The 18172-nt window shown below is 33.9% G+C and carries 13 protein-coding genes, 2 tRNA genes and 2 rRNA genes (1 of these 17 only partly in view); 14 read left to right on the top strand and 3 right to left on the bottom strand.

The genetic code is table 11. The features are described from left to right. From GQ40_RS10125 to GQ40_RS10115, 3 genes are all read left to right on the top strand, one after another. Positions 1 to 573, top strand: a 23S ribosomal RNA gene (locus GQ40_RS10125); it begins 2248 nt to the left of the window's first position. Between the two features lie 102 nt (positions 574 to 675). Then, positions 676 to 783, top strand: a 5S ribosomal RNA gene (rrf, locus tag GQ40_RS10120). Positions 784 to 1101: 318 nt separating this feature from the next. Further along, positions 1102 to 3534 carry a helix-turn-helix domain-containing protein gene (locus tag GQ40_RS10115; RefSeq protein WP_047547954.1) on the top strand — a complete coding sequence of 811 codons (2433 nt, stop codon included), beginning with the start codon at positions 1102 to 1104 and terminating at the stop codon, positions 3532 to 3534. A gap of 51 nt (positions 3535 to 3585) precedes the next feature. Here GQ40_RS10115 and GQ40_RS10110 read toward each other — a convergent pair whose 3' ends face one another. Then, a complete protein-coding gene (locus GQ40_RS10110) occupies positions 3586 to 4728 on the bottom strand; it encodes an acyl-CoA dehydrogenase (protein ID WP_047547953.1) in 1143 nt (380 codons plus the stop codon). Between the two features lie 90 nt (positions 4729 to 4818). Between GQ40_RS10110 and GQ40_RS10105 the strand changes: the two genes are divergently transcribed. The 9 genes from GQ40_RS10105 to GQ40_RS10065 all read left to right on the top strand — a co-directional run bounded on the left by GQ40_RS10105 (position 4819) and on the right by GQ40_RS10065 (position 14792). Continuing rightward, positions 4819 to 5877: an anhydro-N-acetylmuramic acid kinase gene (locus GQ40_RS10105; RefSeq protein WP_047547952.1), complete on the top strand. Its 1059-nt coding sequence runs from the start codon at positions 4819 to 4821 to the stop codon at positions 5875 to 5877. 154 nt (positions 5878 to 6031) lie between these two features. After that, positions 6032 to 7258 (top strand): Glu/Leu/Phe/Val dehydrogenase dimerization domain-containing protein, encoded by a 1227-nt coding sequence (locus GQ40_RS10100; protein WP_047547951.1) that lies wholly within the window; start codon positions 6032 to 6034, stop codon positions 7256 to 7258. A 9-nt stretch (positions 7259 to 7267) separates the two neighbouring features. Beyond that, a complete protein-coding gene (gene nhaD, locus GQ40_RS10095) occupies positions 7268 to 8665 on the top strand; it encodes a sodium:proton antiporter NhaD (protein WP_047547950.1) in 1398 nt (465 codons plus the stop codon). Between the two features lie 67 nt (positions 8666 to 8732). Then, positions 8733 to 9428, top strand: a complete 696-nt coding sequence (locus tag GQ40_RS10090; RefSeq protein WP_047547949.1) for a MotA/TolQ/ExbB proton channel family protein — start codon at positions 8733 to 8735, stop codon at positions 9426 to 9428. Next, on the top strand, positions 9428 to 9823 hold the full coding sequence (locus tag GQ40_RS10085) for an ExbD/TolR family protein (RefSeq protein WP_047547948.1): 396 nt from the start codon (positions 9428 to 9430) through the stop codon (positions 9821 to 9823). Before GQ40_RS10090 ends, GQ40_RS10085 begins: the two co-directional genes overlap by 1 nt. Positions 9824 to 9884: 61 nt before the next feature. Beyond that, a complete protein-coding gene (locus GQ40_RS10080; RefSeq protein ID WP_047547947.1) occupies positions 9885 to 10733 on the top strand; it encodes a hypothetical protein in 849 nt (282 codons plus the stop codon). Then, the gene (locus GQ40_RS10075; protein ID WP_047547946.1) at positions 10734 to 11951 is read left to right on the top strand and encodes a bifunctional folylpolyglutamate synthase/dihydrofolate synthase; all 1218 of its coding nucleotides are present in this window, start codon (positions 10734 to 10736) and stop codon (positions 11949 to 11951) included. It begins immediately after the preceding gene. Positions 11952 to 11993: 42 nt separating this feature from the next. Then, the gene (locus GQ40_RS10070; protein ID WP_047547945.1) at positions 11994 to 12287 is read left to right on the top strand and encodes a hypothetical protein; all 294 of its coding nucleotides are present in this window, start codon (positions 11994 to 11996) and stop codon (positions 12285 to 12287) included. Positions 12288 to 12293: 6 nt separating this feature from the next. Further along, on the top strand, positions 12294 to 14792 hold the full coding sequence (locus tag GQ40_RS10065) for an Hsp70 family protein (RefSeq protein WP_047547944.1): 2499 nt from the start codon (positions 12294 to 12296) through the stop codon (positions 14790 to 14792). On the opposite strand, the gene GQ40_RS10060 is transcribed toward GQ40_RS10065, so the two are convergent. Continuing rightward, complete coding sequence (locus GQ40_RS10060) at positions 14789 to 16426, bottom strand: hypothetical protein (RefSeq protein WP_047547943.1); 1638 nt, start codon at positions 16424 to 16426, stop codon at positions 14789 to 14791. The genes GQ40_RS10065 and GQ40_RS10060 overlap by 4 nt on opposite strands. A 160-nt stretch (positions 16427 to 16586) precedes the next feature. On the opposite strand from GQ40_RS10060, the gene GQ40_RS10055 reads away from it, so the two are divergent. Beyond that, positions 16587 to 16661 (top strand) — tRNA-Val (locus tag GQ40_RS10055). A gap of 48 nt (positions 16662 to 16709) precedes the next feature. After that, positions 16710 to 16784 (top strand) — tRNA-Val (locus GQ40_RS10050). Between the two features lie 59 nt (positions 16785 to 16843). On the opposite strand, the gene GQ40_RS10045 is transcribed toward GQ40_RS10050, so the two are convergent. Next, positions 16844 to 18109 (bottom strand): UDP-N-acetylmuramoyl-tripeptide--D-alanyl-D-alanine ligase, encoded by a 1266-nt coding sequence (locus GQ40_RS10045; RefSeq protein WP_047547942.1) that lies wholly within the window; start codon positions 18107 to 18109, stop codon positions 16844 to 16846. Between the last annotated feature and the right edge of the window lie 63 nt (positions 18110 to 18172).

The raw sequence follows: 18172 nt of genomic DNA, 5'->3' as shown, positions 1-18172 counted from the left end.
CGTGCGTAGAGTGCAATGGCATAAGGGAGCTTGACTGAGAGACATACAGGTCGATCAGGTACGAAAGTAGAGCATAGTGATCCGGTGGTTCCGCATGGAAGGGCCATCGCTCAAAGGATAAAAGGTACGCCGGGGATAACAGGCTGATCTCCCCCAAGAGCTCACATCGACGGGGGGGTTTGGCACCTCGATGTCGGCTCGTCACATCCTGGGGCTGGAGAAGGTCCCAAGGGTTGGGCTGTTCGCCCATTAAAGTGGCACGCGAGCTGGGTTCAGAACGTCGTGAGACAGTTCGGTCTCTATCTACAGTGGGCGTTAGAAATTTGAGTGGATCTGACTCTAGTACGAGAGGACCGAGTTGGACCAACCTCTGGTGTACCAGTTGTTCCGCCAGGAGCATTGCTGGGTAGCTACGTTGGGAAAGGATAAGCGCTGAAAGCATATAAGCGCGAAACCTACCACAAGATGAGATTTCTTTAAAGGGCCGTGGAAGATTACCACGTTGATAGGCTATAGGTGTAAAGGCAGTAATGTCATAGCCGAGTAGTACTAATAGCCCATAGGCTTATTGTACGCCTGTTTTTTTTTTAGTTGCAGTTTATTTTTATGTGATACTTTTTTCAATATGTTATTTTATACGGTCGGGCAGGTATTACCTGCGTACGCCGAAAGATTTAAGGTGGTTATAGCGATGGGGCTCACCTCTTACCATTCCGAACAGAGAAGTTAAGCCCATTTGCGCCGATGGTACTGCATCCGTGGGAGAGTAGGTCGTCGCCTTTTTTAGAAATCCCCAACATTTATTTGTTGGGGATTTTTTTTTATGACTATTATTCTGGTTTTGTCATTAGGCCTTTTCTTAAATAGATCTAATATTGTTTAATTGCCTTTGTTCTTTATTTTTGAATATACTTACGATTGTTATAATGGTCCTCCTTTGAAAATAAATAGATATGTATTAGTGTCTTTATCTTTTTGTTAGTTTTAAATTAGAGTATATTACTGTCTATTTAAGAGATAAGTTAATTGATAAAAATTCACTAAAAATTTTATATTATATTTATAGTTGGTATTTAAAAATTGTAATTTTTTTATCACAATATGATTAATATAGAAATAGACTTAGCTTGGGATTTTGTTAACAATACAAAAAGAAATGTTTTTTTAACAGGTAAGGCTGGAACTGGAAAAACTACTTTTTTACACCAATTAAAGTTAAAATCTAAAAAAAGAATGGTAGTTGTTGCTCCAACAGGTGTTGCAGCTATAAATGCAAAAGGTGTAACCATTCATTCTTTTTTTCAATTACCTTTTGGTCCTATCTTACCCAATGATGAATTTGGTCATTCTTCAAGCTTTAATAGACGATTTAGTAAAACTAAAATAAATATAATTAAGTCTCTAGATCTTTTAGTAATAGATGAGATCAGTATGGTTAGAGCAGATTTGCTAGATGGCATTGATAAAACTTTAAGACGTTATAAAGATAGAAATTTGGTGTTCGGAGGAATTCAATTATTAATGATTGGTGACTTGCAGCAATTATCTCCGGTTATTAGAGAGAATGAATGGTATTTACTAAAACCATTTTATAATAATGCTTTTTTTTTCAGTAGTAAGGCTTATCAAGATTGCAAGCCTTTAACTATTGAATTGAAACATATATATAGACAGGAAAATCCATTATTTATAAATATACTTAATGAAATTAGAAATAATGACTTAAGTGTCTCTTCTGCAAATGAACTTAATAAACGATTTATTCCTGATTTTCAACCTGGCAAAGAGGAAGGTTATATTTCTTTGACAACTCACAATAATAAAGCACAACATTCAAATAAAGAAAAATTAGGAAATTTAAAAGGAAGAGAACATACTTACAAAGCGAAAATAGAAGGTACCTTCCCGGACCATTCGTACCCAAATAAAGAAGAGCTAATTTTAAAAGTTGGAGCTCAAGTCATGTTTATTAAAAATGATAGTTCATTAGAGAAGAGATACTTTAATGGTAAAATTGGTAAAGTAATTCTACTTGAAGAAGATGAAGTGATTGTAAAATGTCCAGATGATGATTTTAATATTGTAACAAAACTAGAGACTTGGGAAAATATAAAGTATACAGTTGATTCCAACACTAAAGCTATAACTGAAGATAAAATAGGAAGTTATTCTCAAATTCCCCTAAGATTGGCTTGGTCAATTACTATTCACAAAAGCCAAGGATTAACATTTGAAAAAGCAATCATAGATGCGCAGGGAGCTTTTGCTCATGGTCAAACTTATGTAGCTCTAAGTAGATGTACATCTTTAGAAGGCTTAGTTTTAAAAAATAAAATAGAACCCAATCAAATTATCAGCGATCAACATGTTATTGAATTCAATAAAAATTCAGAAGCTAACCAACCCAACGAAAACATACTAAAACAGTCTAAAAGAGAATTTCAGCTTAATTTGATTTCAGAAGTTTTTGATTTCTATAAATTCTTATATCCATCAGATAGAATTTTAGATATTTATTATAAAAACAGAGGTAGTATAGAAGGAGATATAGAGCAGCGTTTAATTGCGATAAAAGAAAGCGCAACTAACTTGCTTAAAGTGAGTAACGGTTTTAAATCACAATTAAATACCTTAGTTGGTGAATTCGAAATACCAGAAACTGATGAAATCTTGCAAGACCGTTTCAGAAAAGCAATTTCCTATTTTAGTGATAAGACCAAATCAACGATTGAAACATCACTTAAGAAATTTAGCTTTTCCACAGATAATAAGGCAATCGAAAAAGATATAGAGAAACAATTGGATACTTTAGAAGAATTGTTAGAAACCAAATTGTCTCATTTTGAAGGCTTAAAAAATGGATTTAATACAGATCAATTTTTAGATTTAAGAGCAAAATCTATTTTCTTCGGAAAAGAGAAACCAAAAAAACAACGTAAAACAGTGATAGATGGCACTACCAACGTTGAGCTATTTGAATTGTTAAGAGAGCTCAGAAATCAAATAGCAGATAGAGAGGAATTAATTCACTTTCAGATTTTTACACAAAAGTCATTATATGCAATGTGTGAAATATTACCCACCACGAAGCAGGAATTGAAGGCAGTTCATGGCATGGGGAAAACTAGAATTGAAAAATATGGCTCTGAAATTTTAAAAGTAATTAGAGACTATTGTGATGAAAATGACATAGAAGTTGGTAACAATACAGAAGTTTTTGAAGAACTAAAACCTAAAAAACAAAAAGGAGATACAAAAAAAATATCTTTAGACTTATTCAAAACCGGAAAATCATTAGATCAAATAGCTTTAGAGCGAGAACTAAACTCAAATACTATTTTCGGTCATTTGGCCAGCTTTATTCCATCGGGCGAAGTGAAAATAACTGATCTCATTTCAAAATCACACTATTCAGAATTAAATAAAATCATACCTAAAAAAACGTTCGATAACCTTTCAGATTTAAAACATCAACTGGATGATAAGTATTCTTATGGCGAAATAAGATTAGTGATTGACGAGTTATCAAATTAAAAAAGGCTTCAAAATAATTTCTGAAGCCTTTTTTTATTGTACAATTTTATACTATCCTCGAATCAAACTTCTAGAAATTACAATTTTTTGAATTTCCGAAGTACCCTCATAAATTTGTGTAATTTTTGCATCTCGCATTAATCGCTCAACATGATATTCTTTTACGAAACCATTTCCTCCATGAATTTGAACAGCCTCAACCGTATGCTCCATAGCTACTTTACTTGCATAAAGTTTTGCCATAGCACTTTCCATGTCATAATTCTCGCCTAAATCTTTTTTCCACGCAGCATTCATTACGAGCATACGAGCAGCTTCAATATCTGTATACATATCAGCTAATTTAAAGGCGATTGCTTGGTGGTTGCAAATTTCAGTACCAAAAGCTTTACGTTCTTTAGAATATTTCAGCGCCAATTCATAAGCTCCAGATGCAATACCCAAAGCTTGGGCAGCAATACCAATACGACCACCCGAGAGTGTCTTCATTGCAAATCTAAACCCAAAACCATCATCACCAATTCTATTTTCTTTGGGTACTTTAACATCGTTGAATTGTAGGGTATGCGTATCGCTACCTCTAATTCCTAGTTTATCTTCCTTAGGTCCAATATCAAATCCAGGCATCCCTTTTTCAAGAATAAATGCATTGATCCCGTGAGAACCTTTGTGCTTATCTGTTTGCGCAATCACTAAATATACGTCACTACGACCACCATTGGTAATCCAGTTTTTTGTACCGTTAACAATATAGTGGTCACCTTTGTCAATAGCTGTGGTTCTTTGAGAAGTCGCATCACTACCTGCTTCTGGTTCACTTAAGCAAAATGCACCAATTTGCTCACCTGTTGCAAGTTTGGTTAAATATTTTTGTTTTTGCTCTTCGGTACCATAAGCTTCAAGTCCATAACAAACCAATGAATTATTCACAGAAACCATTACAGATGCAGAAGCATCAATTTTAGATAACTCTTCCATAATTAACACGTAAGAAATAGCGTCTAGGCCACTTCCTCCATATTTTGGATCTACCATAATACCCATAAAACCAAGTTCGCCCATTTTACGAACCAACTCATCTGGAAATGTCTGTGAATTATCACGTTCTATAACGCCAGGAAGTAATTCGGTTTGTGCAAAATCGCGAGCTGCATCGCGTATCATTATATGTTCTTCAGTTAAGCTAAAATCCATGTTATAAAAATTATTGATTTATTAAAAAACGAGAGCAAAGATAACTCTTTATTAGCATAATTTCAATCGTTATAGTTAATTTTACACAATATGATAAAATCTAATTACGATATTGTAGGTGTAATGTCAGGTACTTCTCTCGACGGGATAGATTTGGCGCACATAACCTTTGAGATTAATGCTTCTTGGAACTTTAAAATAAACCATTCTGAAACCTTTTCCTATAACAACTATTGGAAAGAAAAACTGGCAAACCTTGTCAACTTTGACTTAGAAACTCTTAAAAAATTAGATCGTGATTACACAGCATATTTGGCAGAAGTTATAAATGGTTTTCTTTGCAAACATCAACTCAACAACATAGACTCTATATGCTCACACGGTCATACCGCATTGCATCAACCTGAGCAAAAAATGACCTATCAAATTGGTAATCTTCAAGAAATTGCCAAGCTCACAAACAATCTTGTTGTGTGTGATTTTAGAGCCCAAGATGTAAAACTCAATGGGCAGGGAGCGCCATTAGTTCCCATTGGAGACCGATTATTATTCCCAGATTATGATTACTGCATCAATCTAGGTGGCTTTGCCAATATTTCTTCGGAAGTTAAAACCGAGAGAATAGCCTACGATATCTGCCCTGTAAATATCGTCATGAACCACTATGCCCAAAAATTAGATTATGATTATGATAGAAATGGAAACATCGCAAAATCTGGAAAAATAGATCAAAGCACTTTAAATCTTTTAAATGAATTAGTCTTTTATTCTGAAAAACCACCAAAATCTTTAGGCTTAGAGTGGGTGAAATCTCAAATATTCCCAATATTGGAAAGATCTAAACTTTCCGAAGAAAATATTTTAAGGACCTTTATCGAGCACTGTGCCATTCAAATTGCAAACGCTATCCGTTTGGAGGCGAAGGTTTTATTTACAGGAGGAGGAACCTATAATGAATTTTTGCTGGATCGTATTAAGGCACAAAAGAAATTTAATTTAATTGTACCTCAAAATGACATCATAGAATTTAAGGAAGCGCTTATTTTCGGTCTATTAGGTGTGCTTAAATTGAGAGGAGAAGTCAACTGTTTGGCAAGTGTGACAGGAGCAGATTTTGACCATTCCTCAGGAGAAATATATTATCCATAAAAATATCGTAAATTTAATATATACCCGTTTTTTGTTTTTTATATTTGTTACATTAATCAACTAAATTTTTTACAAATGAATCAACTTTAGCTTCGCTCTAAATACTCCCAAAGATTTTTTTAAAAACAAGTTATGAATGATTCAAAGTATATAAATGAAAGATTTACTACAAAAATACGAAGATAAAGAGCCCGAAATAATCTTTAACTGGAAAGACCCAGAAACCGAAGCCGAAGGATGGACAGTCATCAACTCCTTAAGAGGAGGTGCAGCAGGTGGTGGAACCAGAATGCGTAAAGGCCTCGATATGAACGAGGTTTTATCACTTGCCAAAACAATGGAGGTGAAATTTACAGTTTCAGGACCAGCCATTGGAGGCGCAAAATCTGGAATTAATTTTGACCCTAAAGATCCAAGAAAAAAAGGGGTTTTAGAACGTTGGTACAAAGCAGTATCACCATTATTAAAAAGTTATTATGGTACAGGTGGAGATCTTAATGTAGATGAAATTCACGAGGTTATCCCAATTACTGAAGAAAGCGGAGTTTGGCATCCTCAAGAAGGTGTTTTTGAAGGTCACTTTAAGCCTACCCAAGCAGACAAGATCAACCGCATTGGGCAATTGAGACACGGTGTAATTAAGGTGATTGAAAACCCAAAATATTCACCAAGTGTCGCAAGAAAATACACTGTTGCAGATATGATTACAGGTTTTGGTGTGGCAGAAGCAGCAAAACATTTTTATGATATTCAAGGAGACTCTATTATTGGTAAGCGAGCAATCGTTCAAGGTTTTGGTAATGTTGGTGCAGCAGCAGCTTTTTATTTGGCTCAAATGGGAGCGAAAGTTGTAGGTATCATTGATATTGTTGGAGGTTTAATTAAAGAAGAAGGGTTTTCTTTTGAAGAGATTACAAATCTCTATTTAGCAAAGTCGGGAAACACGTTGGTTAATGATCATCTCATTCCTTTTTCAGAAATAAATGAAAAAATATGGTCACTGCAAACAGAGATATTTGCGCCTTGTGCAGCATCAAGATTGGTTACCCAAGGTCAAATTGATCAAATGATCGATACAGGTCTAGAAGTGATTTCGTGCGGTGCTAATGTACCATTTGCAGATAAAGAGATTTTCTTCGGAAGCATTATGGAGCACACAGATAATAAAGTGAGCCTCATACCAGATTTTATCTCAAACTGTGGTATGGCAAGAGTTTTTGCATATTTTATGGAGCGTAAAGTGCAAATGACCGATGAGGCAATTTTTAGCGATACTTCAGAAATTATAAAAAAAGCATTACAAAAAGTTTACGATAAGAATCAAACAAAAACAGGCATAAGTGCAACAGCATTTGAAATTGCCTTAACGCAATTAATATAATCCACCCCTATGGAAACAATTATCATTATAGTATTTATTTTAGGCTACTTAGCCATAACTATTGAGCACACTATTAAAATTGATAAATTAATCCCAGCATTAGTTATGATGGCTATAAGTTGGGCATTAATATCTCTTGGTATTGACTCTTTTTCAGAATGGTTTGATTCTTCAAGTCATGGTTTAGTTGATGGTTTTGCCAGTTTAGGGCACGAAGATAAAATGCATTGGATGGAAGAAACCCTTCTTCATCATCTTGGTAAAACTGCCGAAATTCTTGTATTCCTTTTGGGAGCAATGACCATCGTGGAGATCATTGATTATTTTGATGGTTTCTCAACCATAAAAAGCTTTATAAAAACAAAAAGTAAAAAGAGAATTCTTTGGATTTTCGGGTTTTTAGCGTTTTTCTTATCAGCTATTATTGATAACTTAACAGCAACAATTGTATTGATTTCTATTTTACAAAAATTAGTGTACGATAGAGATGTTCGAATTTGGTATGCAGGTTTAATCATTATAGCAGCAAATGCAGGTGGAGCATGGTCACCAATTGGTGATGTAACAACCACAATGTTATGGATTGGGAAAAAAGTAACCACAGGTCATTTATTTGTATACCTATTTTTACCTTCTCTTATTTGTATGCTTGTACCATTTTTTATTGCTTCGTTTATGCCAGCATTTAAAGGTAAATTAGATCAAAGTACAGATGACCGAGCAGATCAGCCTAAAAGCAAATTTAGCTCTACGATGTTATATCTTGGATTAGGTGGTATTGTTTCAGTGCCTATTTTTAAGACAGTAACACATTTACCTCCATATGTAGGTATGATGTTAGCTTTAGGTATCGTCGCTATCTTTGCGGAAATATATAGTAACTCTAAATTTAGTATGACAGAGGTAGATGATGCCGAAAGTCAAGCTCATGCTCACCATAGTCCTGTTCACCACTCATTATCTAAAATTGAGTTGCCAAGTATCTTATTTTTCCTCGGAATATTAATGGCTGTAGCAGCACTTGAGTCTTTAGGAATACTATTTGGTTTCGCGGGAACTTTACAAGACACCATGCCAATGCTAGGTACAGAATTACATCATGGAGGTGTTTCAGATTTAGTGGTTCTCTTATTAGGTGTAGGATCTGCGGTAATTGATAATGTACCACTGGTAGCAGCTAGTTTAGGGATGTTTTCAGAACCAATTGATAATGAACTTTGGCATTTTATAGCCTATTCTGCAGGAACAGGTGGTAGTATGTTAATTATAGGGTCCGCAGCTGGTGTAGTTGCTATGGGAATGGAAAAAATTGACTTTTTCTGGTACCTTAAAAAAATCTCATGGTTAGCACTCGTAGGCTTTTTGGCTGGAGCAGTCGTATTTATGTTTACAAGAACAATATTTTAACAAACATACTTTAGTCAAAAAACAATCGTTATTACTATAGTAAAAATTAATTTTCAATTTCTATAATATGATATTACAAAGTAATATTCAAGATGGAGCAGAACTTGCTACTGATCCAGAAACAACTGAGAAAACACTTTCAATAATTGAATTAATTAGTAGTGGTGGTACAGCGGGTCAAATCATTATTGCAATGTTATTTGTACTTTTAATTGCTGCCATTTATATTTATTTTGAGCGACTTTTTGCAATAAAGGCTGCGTCACAAATAGATGCAAATTTCATGAATCAAATCAAGGATCACGTTACTAACGGGAAGATTGATTCTGCACAAGTATTATGTGCTCAACAAAATTCTCCAGTATCAAGATTGATCAATAAAGGGATTACAAGAATAGGCAAACCTTTAGATGATATCAATACAGCCATAGAGAATGCTGGGAGATTAGAAATCTATAGTTTGGAAAAAAACGTTAGCATTCTTGCAACCATTTCAGGTGTAGCTCCAATGATTGGATTTTTGGGTACAGTAATTGGGATGATACTTTCCATTTTTGAAATTGCAAATTCAGGTGGGCAAATTGATATCAAACAATTATCCGATGGTTTATATACAGCTATGACAACAACCGTTGCAGGACTTATTGTTGGTATTGTTGCTTATATGGCATATAATCATTTGGTCGTAAAAACCGATAAAGTGGTTTACCAAATGGAAGCCAACTCATTAGAGTTTTTAGATCACTTAAACGAGCCTATTTAATGAATTTAAGAGGACGAAATAAAGTAACACCAGAGTTCAATATGTCGTCAATGACAGATATTGTATTCTTGTTATTGATCTTTTTTATGCTAGCATCTACTTTGGTCACTACCAATGCAATTGACATTTTATTGCCAACCGCCAGTGGAAAAACCGAAAACAAACAATCTGTAGCAGTGAGTATCAAAAAAGATTTAACTTATTATATAGATGAAAAGCGCGTTGGTGAAAGTGTTTTAGAAAGCGAATTAATTTCAATACTATCAAACCAAGACCAGCCAACGGTTGTATTGAGAGCAGAAAAATCGGTACCAGTAGAAAATGTGGTTACCGTAATGGACATCGCTAACCGAAATAAATTCAAGGTTATTTTAGCAGTAAAACCAAATAATTAAAATTTTTTCTTCGGAATGAATCTTGCATACCATAAAAAAATAAGAATATAAAACGACACTATTGAAATATTTAGAGACCAAACACGAACAAAATTCAGCAAAAATTACCGCTTTAATAGTGGTTATTTTGGTATTGCTACTGTTTGTTGTAGGGCCTCCGTATATGGATCCTCCAGAAGAGTACGGTGTTGCTGTTAACTTCGGAAATTCTGAAGTCGGCACAGGTAACATTCAACCTACCGAGCCAATAAAATCGCAGCCTACCGAAGAAGTGGTTAAAGAAGAAAAACAAGCACAGCCTACCGAAACGTCTGCATCCAATACAAAATCAGAAGACGTTTTAACTAACGAGTCTCCAGAAGCTATAGCCATTAAAAAAGCAAAAGCTGCAGAAGCAAAGGCAAAAGCAGAGGCAGATCGTAAAGAGGCCATAAAAAAAGCAGCAGAAGCAAAAAAAGCTAGAGAAGAAAAAGAGGCGAAAGATAAATTAGACGCACTCATTGGTGGTGTCAAAAACAGTGAAGGTACAAAAACAGGTGGCGAAGGACCAGGTGATGGACCAGGAGATAAAGGTCAATTAGATGGAGACCCTTATGCACCTAGTTATTTTGGAGGCTCTGGACCCGGAAAAGGTGGTGTTGGTTCTGGCTTAGGTGGTAGAGGACAAGCTTCAAAACAGATTTTTAAGCAAGATTGCAATGAATATGGTTTGGTAGTTGTAAAAATTATTGTAAACCAACAAGGGAAAGTTATTGAAGCAGAGCCTGGCATAAAAGGTTCAACAAATACTAACCCTTGTCTCTTAGCTCCAGCAAAAAAAATCGCTTTATCCCACAAATGGCCAGCAGATCCTAAAGCGCCATCAAAACAAGTAGGTTTTGTAAGTATCAATTTTGATGTAAGCCAGTAAATGAATTACCAAGATACAGTCAACTGGATGTTTAAGCAGTTACCCATGTATCAAAACCAAGGTAAGTCTGCCTTTAAAAAAGACCTATCCAATACCATACTTTTAGCAAATCATCTTGAAAATCCAGAACATAAATTTAAAAGTATCCATGTTGCTGGTACAAATGGTAAAGGTTCTACAAGCCACATGTTAGCTTCCGTTTTGCAAGAAGCAGGCTATAAGGTTGGATTATATACTTCTCCACATTTAAAAGATTTTAGAGAACGTATAAAGATTAATGGCAAAGAAGTCTCCAAGCAATTTGTTATTGGTTTTATAAAGCGCAATACCTCATTTTTAGAGAACCAGCAACTATCCTTTTTCGAGATGACCGTTGGAATGGCTTTCGATTATTTTGCAAAACAAAAGGTCGATATTGCTGTGATTGAAGTTGGGCTTGGTGGTAGATTGGATTCTACTAATATTATTACTCCAGAAGTTTCGGTAATTACCAATATCGGTTTTGACCATACCCAATTCTTAGGTAATACTTACGAAGCAATCGCTAAAGAAAAAGCAGGAATTATTAAGCCAAAAATCCCAATCGTGATTGGCGAAACTCAAGAAGAAACCAAAACCGTTTTTGAAGAAACAGCAAAAAATAACAACTCCAAAATATATTTTGCAGATCAATTGATAAATGACAATTATTCGAGCGATCTAAAAGGAAGTTACCAAAAGCACAATAAAAAAGCAGTGGTGCAAACTTTAAGGGTTCTACGTGATTTGGATTTTAATATTTCCGAAGAAAATATAATTACTGGATTGCAAAATGTGGTAAAAAATACAGGTTTAAAAGGGCGTTGGCAACTTTTACAAAAAGAGCCTAAAGTAATTTGTGACACAGCGCATAATAAAGAAGGACTTAAGTATGTGTTTGAGCAATTACAAAGAGAGAACTATAGTGCGTTGCATATCGTTTTTGGTGTTGTGAATGATAAGGATGTGAGTACTATATTACCATTGATGCCAAAAGATGCTGCGTATTATTTTTGCAAACCAAATGTACCCAGAGGTCTTGATACTGACATTTTAAAACAACAATTTTTGGACTTTGGTATTAAGGGAGAGTCCTATTCATCGGTAAATATGGCTCTAAATTCAGCAAAAAGTAATGCCTCAAGTGATGATTTGATTTACGTTGGCGGAAGTACATTTGTAGTAGCCGAAATCGTATAGCTTATAAATAGTTGTATATTTAATTTTCAAACAAATTTAGAAATGACAGAAATAATCAATCAGGTTTTTGCGCTCGATTTAAGATTGAAAAAGGATAATAACGACAGTGTTTCCAGATATGTTGACCGTATTTATCACGAATTTGAAAATTTAGGTTTTCAAATTGTGAATCCATTAGGTCAAACCTATAGAAATGAAATGACAGATATCGATGCCAATATTGCTGGAGATTTAAATAAAAACTCAAAAATTACTAAGGTTTTAAAGCCAGTGATTTACCAAGTAAAAAATAATGAGACGCAATTGCTTCAAAAAGGAATTGTAATCGTAGAATAGTCCCAAATGAAAACAATAAACTACGCCATAGATTTAGGAACAACTAATAGCTTAATTGCAAAATATGACGACGGAAATATTAAAATTTACAACAATCCGTTAGGCTTAAAACAAACGTTGCCATCGTGTATCGCTTTTCGTGGAAAGAGAATCGTAATTGGAGATAAAGCACTGGATTACTTGGAAAAAGATGCAGAAAACATTTGTATGCTCTTTAAACGAAAAATGGGAACTCAAGACACTTATTTCGTTCCAGCAATCGACAAAGAAATGTCGCCAATTGAGTTGTCGTCACTAATTTTGAAAGAGCTCAAAAACTTTGTAAACGATGAGGATAGTTTAAATTCTGTAGTGATCACCATCCCAGCATCTTTTGATACGATCCAATCCAATGCTACAAAAAAAGCGGGTTATTTGGCTGGGTTTAAGGAAGTGGTTTTGTTGCAAGAGCCTATTGCTGCTTGTTTGGCTTTTGCAAATACTTCTAATATTGAAGTTGCAGAAAAACAAAATTGGATTGTTTATGATTTTGGAGGTGGAACATTTGACGTTGCTTTAGTAGAGGTTAATGACAGGGAATTAAAGGTTACAGATAATCTTGGTGATAATTATTTGGGAGGAGCAGATTTTGATAATCTTATTGTAGAATTTATCATAGTTCCTTTTTTAGAAGAAAAGCTGAAAATCTCAAACCTATGGAAAGATTTAAAATCAAAAACTACAGCCTTTAAAGGACTTTACTTTGAATTGCTCAAAATAGCTGAAGAGGCAAAAAAAGAATTGTCTCATTACGAAGAAACAGAATTAGAGCTGGATCTCGAAATTAAAGGCGAAGATGTTTTTGAAACGTTCATGATAAAAAGAGAGCAATTTGAGGATTTGATTTCTCCAAAAGTGGAGCAAACAATCGAGTTTATTCAAGATGTAATAAAAAATAATCAATTGCTAAATGCTCAAATTGATCGCGTTATTTTAATTGGAGGTAGTACTTATGTGCCTTTGATTAAAAGACGAATTGCCGAAGCTGTTGGTGTAGAAGTTAATTCTAGCATTGATCCAACATCGGCAGTTGCTGTTGGAGCTGCCTACTATGCAGGATCCAAACCTGCAACAGTTTCCGAAGAAATGGTTGAGGAAGCAAATATTGTTACGGAAACCGAAAGTATTGATTTCAAACTCTTTTACGAGCAAAATACTCGAGATCTGGAAGAATTAATCACGGGAAAAATAAACGGAGATTTGGTGAGTAATTTTAGGATCATGCGAAAGGATGGCGGTTATGACTCTGGAGTTAAAACTTTAGATGACGGGAGTTTTTCTGAGTTTGTGCCATTATTGGAAGGTCGTTTGAATGCTTTTAAAATACAGTTATTAAATACAGATTTTGATGTTTTAAAAGTAATTGACACCGTTGCCATAAACCAAGGGAGTTATAATGTTCAAGGCCAACCTTTGCCCAATGACATTTGTATGGAAGTTGACGATTTGGATGCTTCTGCTACGAGACTCGAGCTGGTTTTTGCGAAAGGGAGTATCCTTCCGTTGAAAAAGAAAATTTACAAAACAGCTTCAAAAACGATTTTAAAACAATCTAAATCCAATTTGATCATCAATATTATTGAAGGTAAATCTAAAGGATTGCCAAGTTCTGGTTTGAGCATTGGTTTTATTGAAATCTTCGGAAAAGATCTTGAGGAAGATCTTATTAAGGGAACAGATATCGAGATTGAAATAGAGGTGACCGAATCGCGAGATTTAAAGACCAATGTGTTTTTGCAATCGTGTGACCAAGAGTTTAAAAATGTGTTTAGCGAGTCTGAAAGGGCTATAAGCATCAACAAGATCAATATGGAACTTAATACGGTTCTTGGAGATGTTGAAGCGTTGATAAGAGCTAATATTTCCGAAGAAAACTTTGAATACTCCCAACAATTGGAAAATATTAGAGTAGGGCTGATTGAAACCCAAATTGCTGCATCATTGATTAATGATGATGATGTATCTGATTCTAAATTTCAGTTAGATGATAAAAAACGAAAGCTCATTCAAACTTTTGATGATTTAACTCGTAATAAGTTGATTGCTCATGAAATTGAGGAATATAATGAAAGCAAGTCTAGTTTGGAATTTCATTTAAATAAGGAAGAAAATGAACGTTTTCAAGAAAAATATGCCCGAATAATTAAAAATGAGAGAGAGGTTATAAATTCTGGAAATAAATATTTAATCCGTTCAAAAATCAAGGAACTTGATGAGTTGTATGATTCCATAATTCAATCTAGTGACGAGAATTTTATCACTTATTTTTTACATATGAAGTTCGTTACAGATTTTTCTAACCAAAGAAAGGCAGATAAGTTAATAAAGCAAGGCGACGAGGCGTTAGACAAACAAGATTATAAATCTTTGAGACATATCGTGTATGGATTGTCTGCCCTTTTGCCAGATTATGAAAAGGAAAAGCAGAAAAAATTCAAGGATGATAGTAGAACTGGTTTAGGTTAATGCGTAAACTTTTTATTGTACCAGGCTGTGTATATTTTATCAATGCTTAGCTGTTGTAATTTGATTTTATCTGTTTTTATGACTTCAGCTCTTACGGTATCTACCAACATTTTGTTTGAAGAACTGCTCTTGACTTTAGAGATTATATTTTCAAAAGGATAAATGGATATTTGCTTTTCTACGGAAGTATCAAAATTTGTGATTTTATACATGTTTGATAAATCGGTGTCGTTTTTAAAATGGGAAAAACGGGTGGAGATAAAATCGGTGCCTGTATAAAAAGTCAGCGAATCATTATTTACAACTTTTATATCAATACTCTCATCTTTTGGAATGTAAATAGATTGATCAATTCCTGAAGTAAATCTAAACACAATCATGTCCTTTTTGCTCTTGTTGTTTATTTTTAAATAAGTATTATCATTTTCTTCTTCAAGATAGGGTAGATCATTAAATGTAGTTTGATAGGGGTTTGTGAATGGCTCTAAAGCAATTGGACTATCACTAGTTTTGGTTTTACGTTCTACATTACGCTTTAAAGTATAAATAAACCTAACATGGTTTTCAAGTTTGTATTTGTCTGTTGATGGTGATGCGTTGTAAGATCTTTCATTAAAAGCGTCTTCAGTAAGATCTTCATCAATGTTAAATGTTCCATTATTTGATTTTGAGCGTTGAATGCTATCAATTAACTTCCGGAATTCATCAGACTGTCCAAAGCTATTATCTCCAGCTCGGATATAATCATAATCTGAACTACTATTACTCTTCCCCACCCAAAAAATAATTCTAATAACGATCATAACAACAACAAAAATACTCCAGCCACCAAAACCAGAACCGGTTTTTTTGGTTGATCTAGAATTGTAGGCATACTCTTTGGCAATTTCTGCATTAGAGACTAATGTTTCCTTTAAAAACACGTTAGAAGTATCTAAAATAGAAAAAGCAACCATTGCTTTAGAACTAAATCTAAACTCTTCATTTCTCGTATTGCGACGGTTTGTGTTGTAGATATCAATGACCTCAGAGTTGAGCTCCTGCATATCTTCATTAAAACAATCTGGATATTCGTTAAGGCAATTGATAAATACTTTATTTGTTATAAAACCAACAGGGAATTCTTTCTGTTTTAATCGACCTTCCCTTAAATATACGGTTGCGTAATTCAATCTCGCTTTAAAGAAGTTGATTATAAGTTGGTTGTTTTCTTCGGAAAAAAGATAATTGTGAGTCAATACTTTAAGCAGTAAGACATATTTGCCTTTAGTTAAAGTTTCAGATAAAAAAACTTTTAGATTCTCTTTTAAAAAAGGCGCAAGAAAATACTTAAGATCTTCAAGATTGTTTATTGAGGTATCATCAACCTTAACTTCACTTTGCTTAATATTTTCATGTTCTCCTGAAATAAGCTGTTTAAGCCAACGATGTTTTTCTACGAAAATATGATGCTGTATTATAGATTCATCTTTAAGTTTCTCAATAAGGTTAGATACTTCCCCAAGATTATTGGCATCACCTAACATGGCTTTAGCTTTTAATTGCTTTTGAAGCTTGATAATACCAGTTGCATCAATCTTTGATAGCTCTTGAATATCAATGCCTAATTGATCTATAAATGAGATGTATTTCAAAGTGTAGATTTATATTGCTTAAAAATATTAAAATAAATATTAAGGTTAATAAATGTTATGCTTTTTTGGCAGTTTTATGATTAATTAAAATAATTTATAATTTTTGTAAAAAAGCTTTTGGTAATTAAAAATCTAGACTATATTTGCAATCCAATATTTAGGGCAATTAGCTCAGTTGGTTCAGAGCACCTCGTTTACACCGAGGGGGTCGGGGGTTCGAATCCCTCATTGCCCACAAAAGTCCACATAATTGTGGACTTTTTTGTTTTATAGATGTAATTAAGGGTCATTAACTCAGTTGGTTCAGAGTGTCACGTCGACAACGTGGAAGTCACTGGTTCGAATCCAGTATGACCCACAAAAAAATCTACAATTTATGTAGATTTTTTTTTGCTTTCAATTTAGATTGATTTGTAGTTATAAAAAATCTAAAACTCTCTCTAAAGCCATACCTCTTGAGCCTTTGATCAAAATCATATGGTTGTTGAATTTGAAATTTCCGAAGTTATTTTTAAAATCCTCAAAGCTTTTAAAATAAGATATTGTATCGTATTTTATGGTAGTGCTGTAAAAGTTTTCACCTATAAGGATTTTACATTCTAAATCTATATTGGATATAAAATCTGCAATTTGCTGATGTTCTATTTTTGCATCTTTGCCAAGTTCAAACATATCACCTAAAATAATTACTTTATTTGAATTTATGAGCTGATCAAAATTTTTCAATGCAGCCATCATACTACTTGGATTGGCATTATAGGCATCTAAAATAATTTGATTTCCGCTTTTTTCAACTATTTGTGAACGATTGTTATTTGGGACATAATTCTCTATGGCATCAATTATGTCTTGTGTTGGGATTTTAAAATATTCTCCAATTGCAATCGCGACAGCTACATTATTGTAATTATATGTTCCTGTGAGATGTGTTTGGAGCTTTTGGTTTTTATAACTTAATGATATGTAAGGTTGTGTTTCTTGGAGCTCAGTTTGTGTTCCAAATAGTATTACATGATTATAATCTCCAACTTGTTTTCTTTGTGTTTCATCATTTTCATTAACGAAAACCACTTTACTATTTGACCTTAGGTGATCATATAATTCTGACTTCCCTTTAATCACTCCCTCTACGCTCCCAAAACCTTCAAGATGTGCTTTTCCGAAATTTGTAATTAATCCATAGTCTGGAAGTGCGATATTACAAAGCATCTCTATTTCTTTTTGATGGTTGGCACCCATTTCTACAATACCAATTTCAGTTTCTTTACTCATTTCTAACAGAGTAATTGGTACACCAATATGGTTGTTTAAATTCCCCTTTGTTGCGGTTGTTTTGTGTTTTTTTGAGAGAACAGCATTGATTAATTCCTTTGTTGTGGTTTTACCATTACTACCAGTAAGAGATATAATTGGTAGATTTAATTGTTTACGATGATAGGTCGCCAGATCCTGCAGTGTTTCTAGTACATTTTCAACGAAAATAAACCTATTATTGATTTTATAGGATTCTTCGTCAATAACAACATATAAAGCTCCTTTTTTTAGGGCTTCTTCTGCAAATTTGTTACCGTTAAAATTATCTCCTTTTAATGCAAAAAACATACAGTTTTTTGATATTTTCCTAGTGTCTGTGCATATCCCTTCAGAATTAAGAAAATGCTTATATAAGTTTTCTGTAGTCATAAAATAAATGTAATAAAAAAGTCCTAATCAAATGATTAGGACCTTTGCATATTTAAAAGAAAT

The sequence above is a fragment of the Psychroserpens sp. Hel_I_66 genome (genome assembly GCF_000799465.1).
Taxonomy (GTDB): domain Bacteria; phylum Bacteroidota; class Bacteroidia; order Flavobacteriales; family Flavobacteriaceae; genus Psychroserpens.
Note: the sequence above shows the minus strand (reverse complement) of the source record. Positions and strands in the feature narration are given on the sequence as shown.

Bases quoted from the DNA above. Each gene is read 5' to 3' on its own strand.
- GQ40_RS10090 (WP_047547949.1), top strand. From the start codon at position 8,733: ATGATATTACAAAGTAATATTCAAGATGGAGCAGAACTTGCTACTGAT.
- GQ40_RS10045 (WP_047547942.1), bottom strand. From the start codon at position 18,109: ATGACTACAGAAAACTTATATAAGCATTTTCTTAATTCTGAAGGGATA.
- GQ40_RS10110 (WP_047547953.1), bottom strand. From the start codon at position 4,728: ATGGATTTTAGCTTAACTGAAGAACATATAATGATACGCGATGCAGCT.
- GQ40_RS10065 (WP_047547944.1), top strand. From the start codon at position 12,294: ATGAAAACAATAAACTACGCCATAGATTTAGGAACAACTAATAGCTTA.
- GQ40_RS10105 (WP_047547952.1), top strand. From the start codon at position 4,819: ATGATAAAATCTAATTACGATATTGTAGGTGTAATGTCAGGTACTTCT.
- GQ40_RS10070 (WP_047547945.1), top strand. From the start codon at position 11,994: ATGACAGAAATAATCAATCAGGTTTTTGCGCTCGATTTAAGATTGAAA.
- GQ40_RS10100 (WP_047547951.1), top strand. From the start codon at position 6,032: ATGAAAGATTTACTACAAAAATACGAAGATAAAGAGCCCGAAATAATC.
- nhaD (WP_047547950.1), top strand. From the start codon at position 7,268: ATGGAAACAATTATCATTATAGTATTTATTTTAGGCTACTTAGCCATA.
- GQ40_RS10085 (WP_047547948.1), top strand. From the start codon at position 9,428: ATGAATTTAAGAGGACGAAATAAAGTAACACCAGAGTTCAATATGTCG.
- GQ40_RS10115 (WP_047547954.1), top strand. From the start codon at position 1,102: ATGATTAATATAGAAATAGACTTAGCTTGGGATTTTGTTAACAATACA.
- GQ40_RS10075 (WP_047547946.1), top strand. From the start codon at position 10,734: ATGAATTACCAAGATACAGTCAACTGGATGTTTAAGCAGTTACCCATG.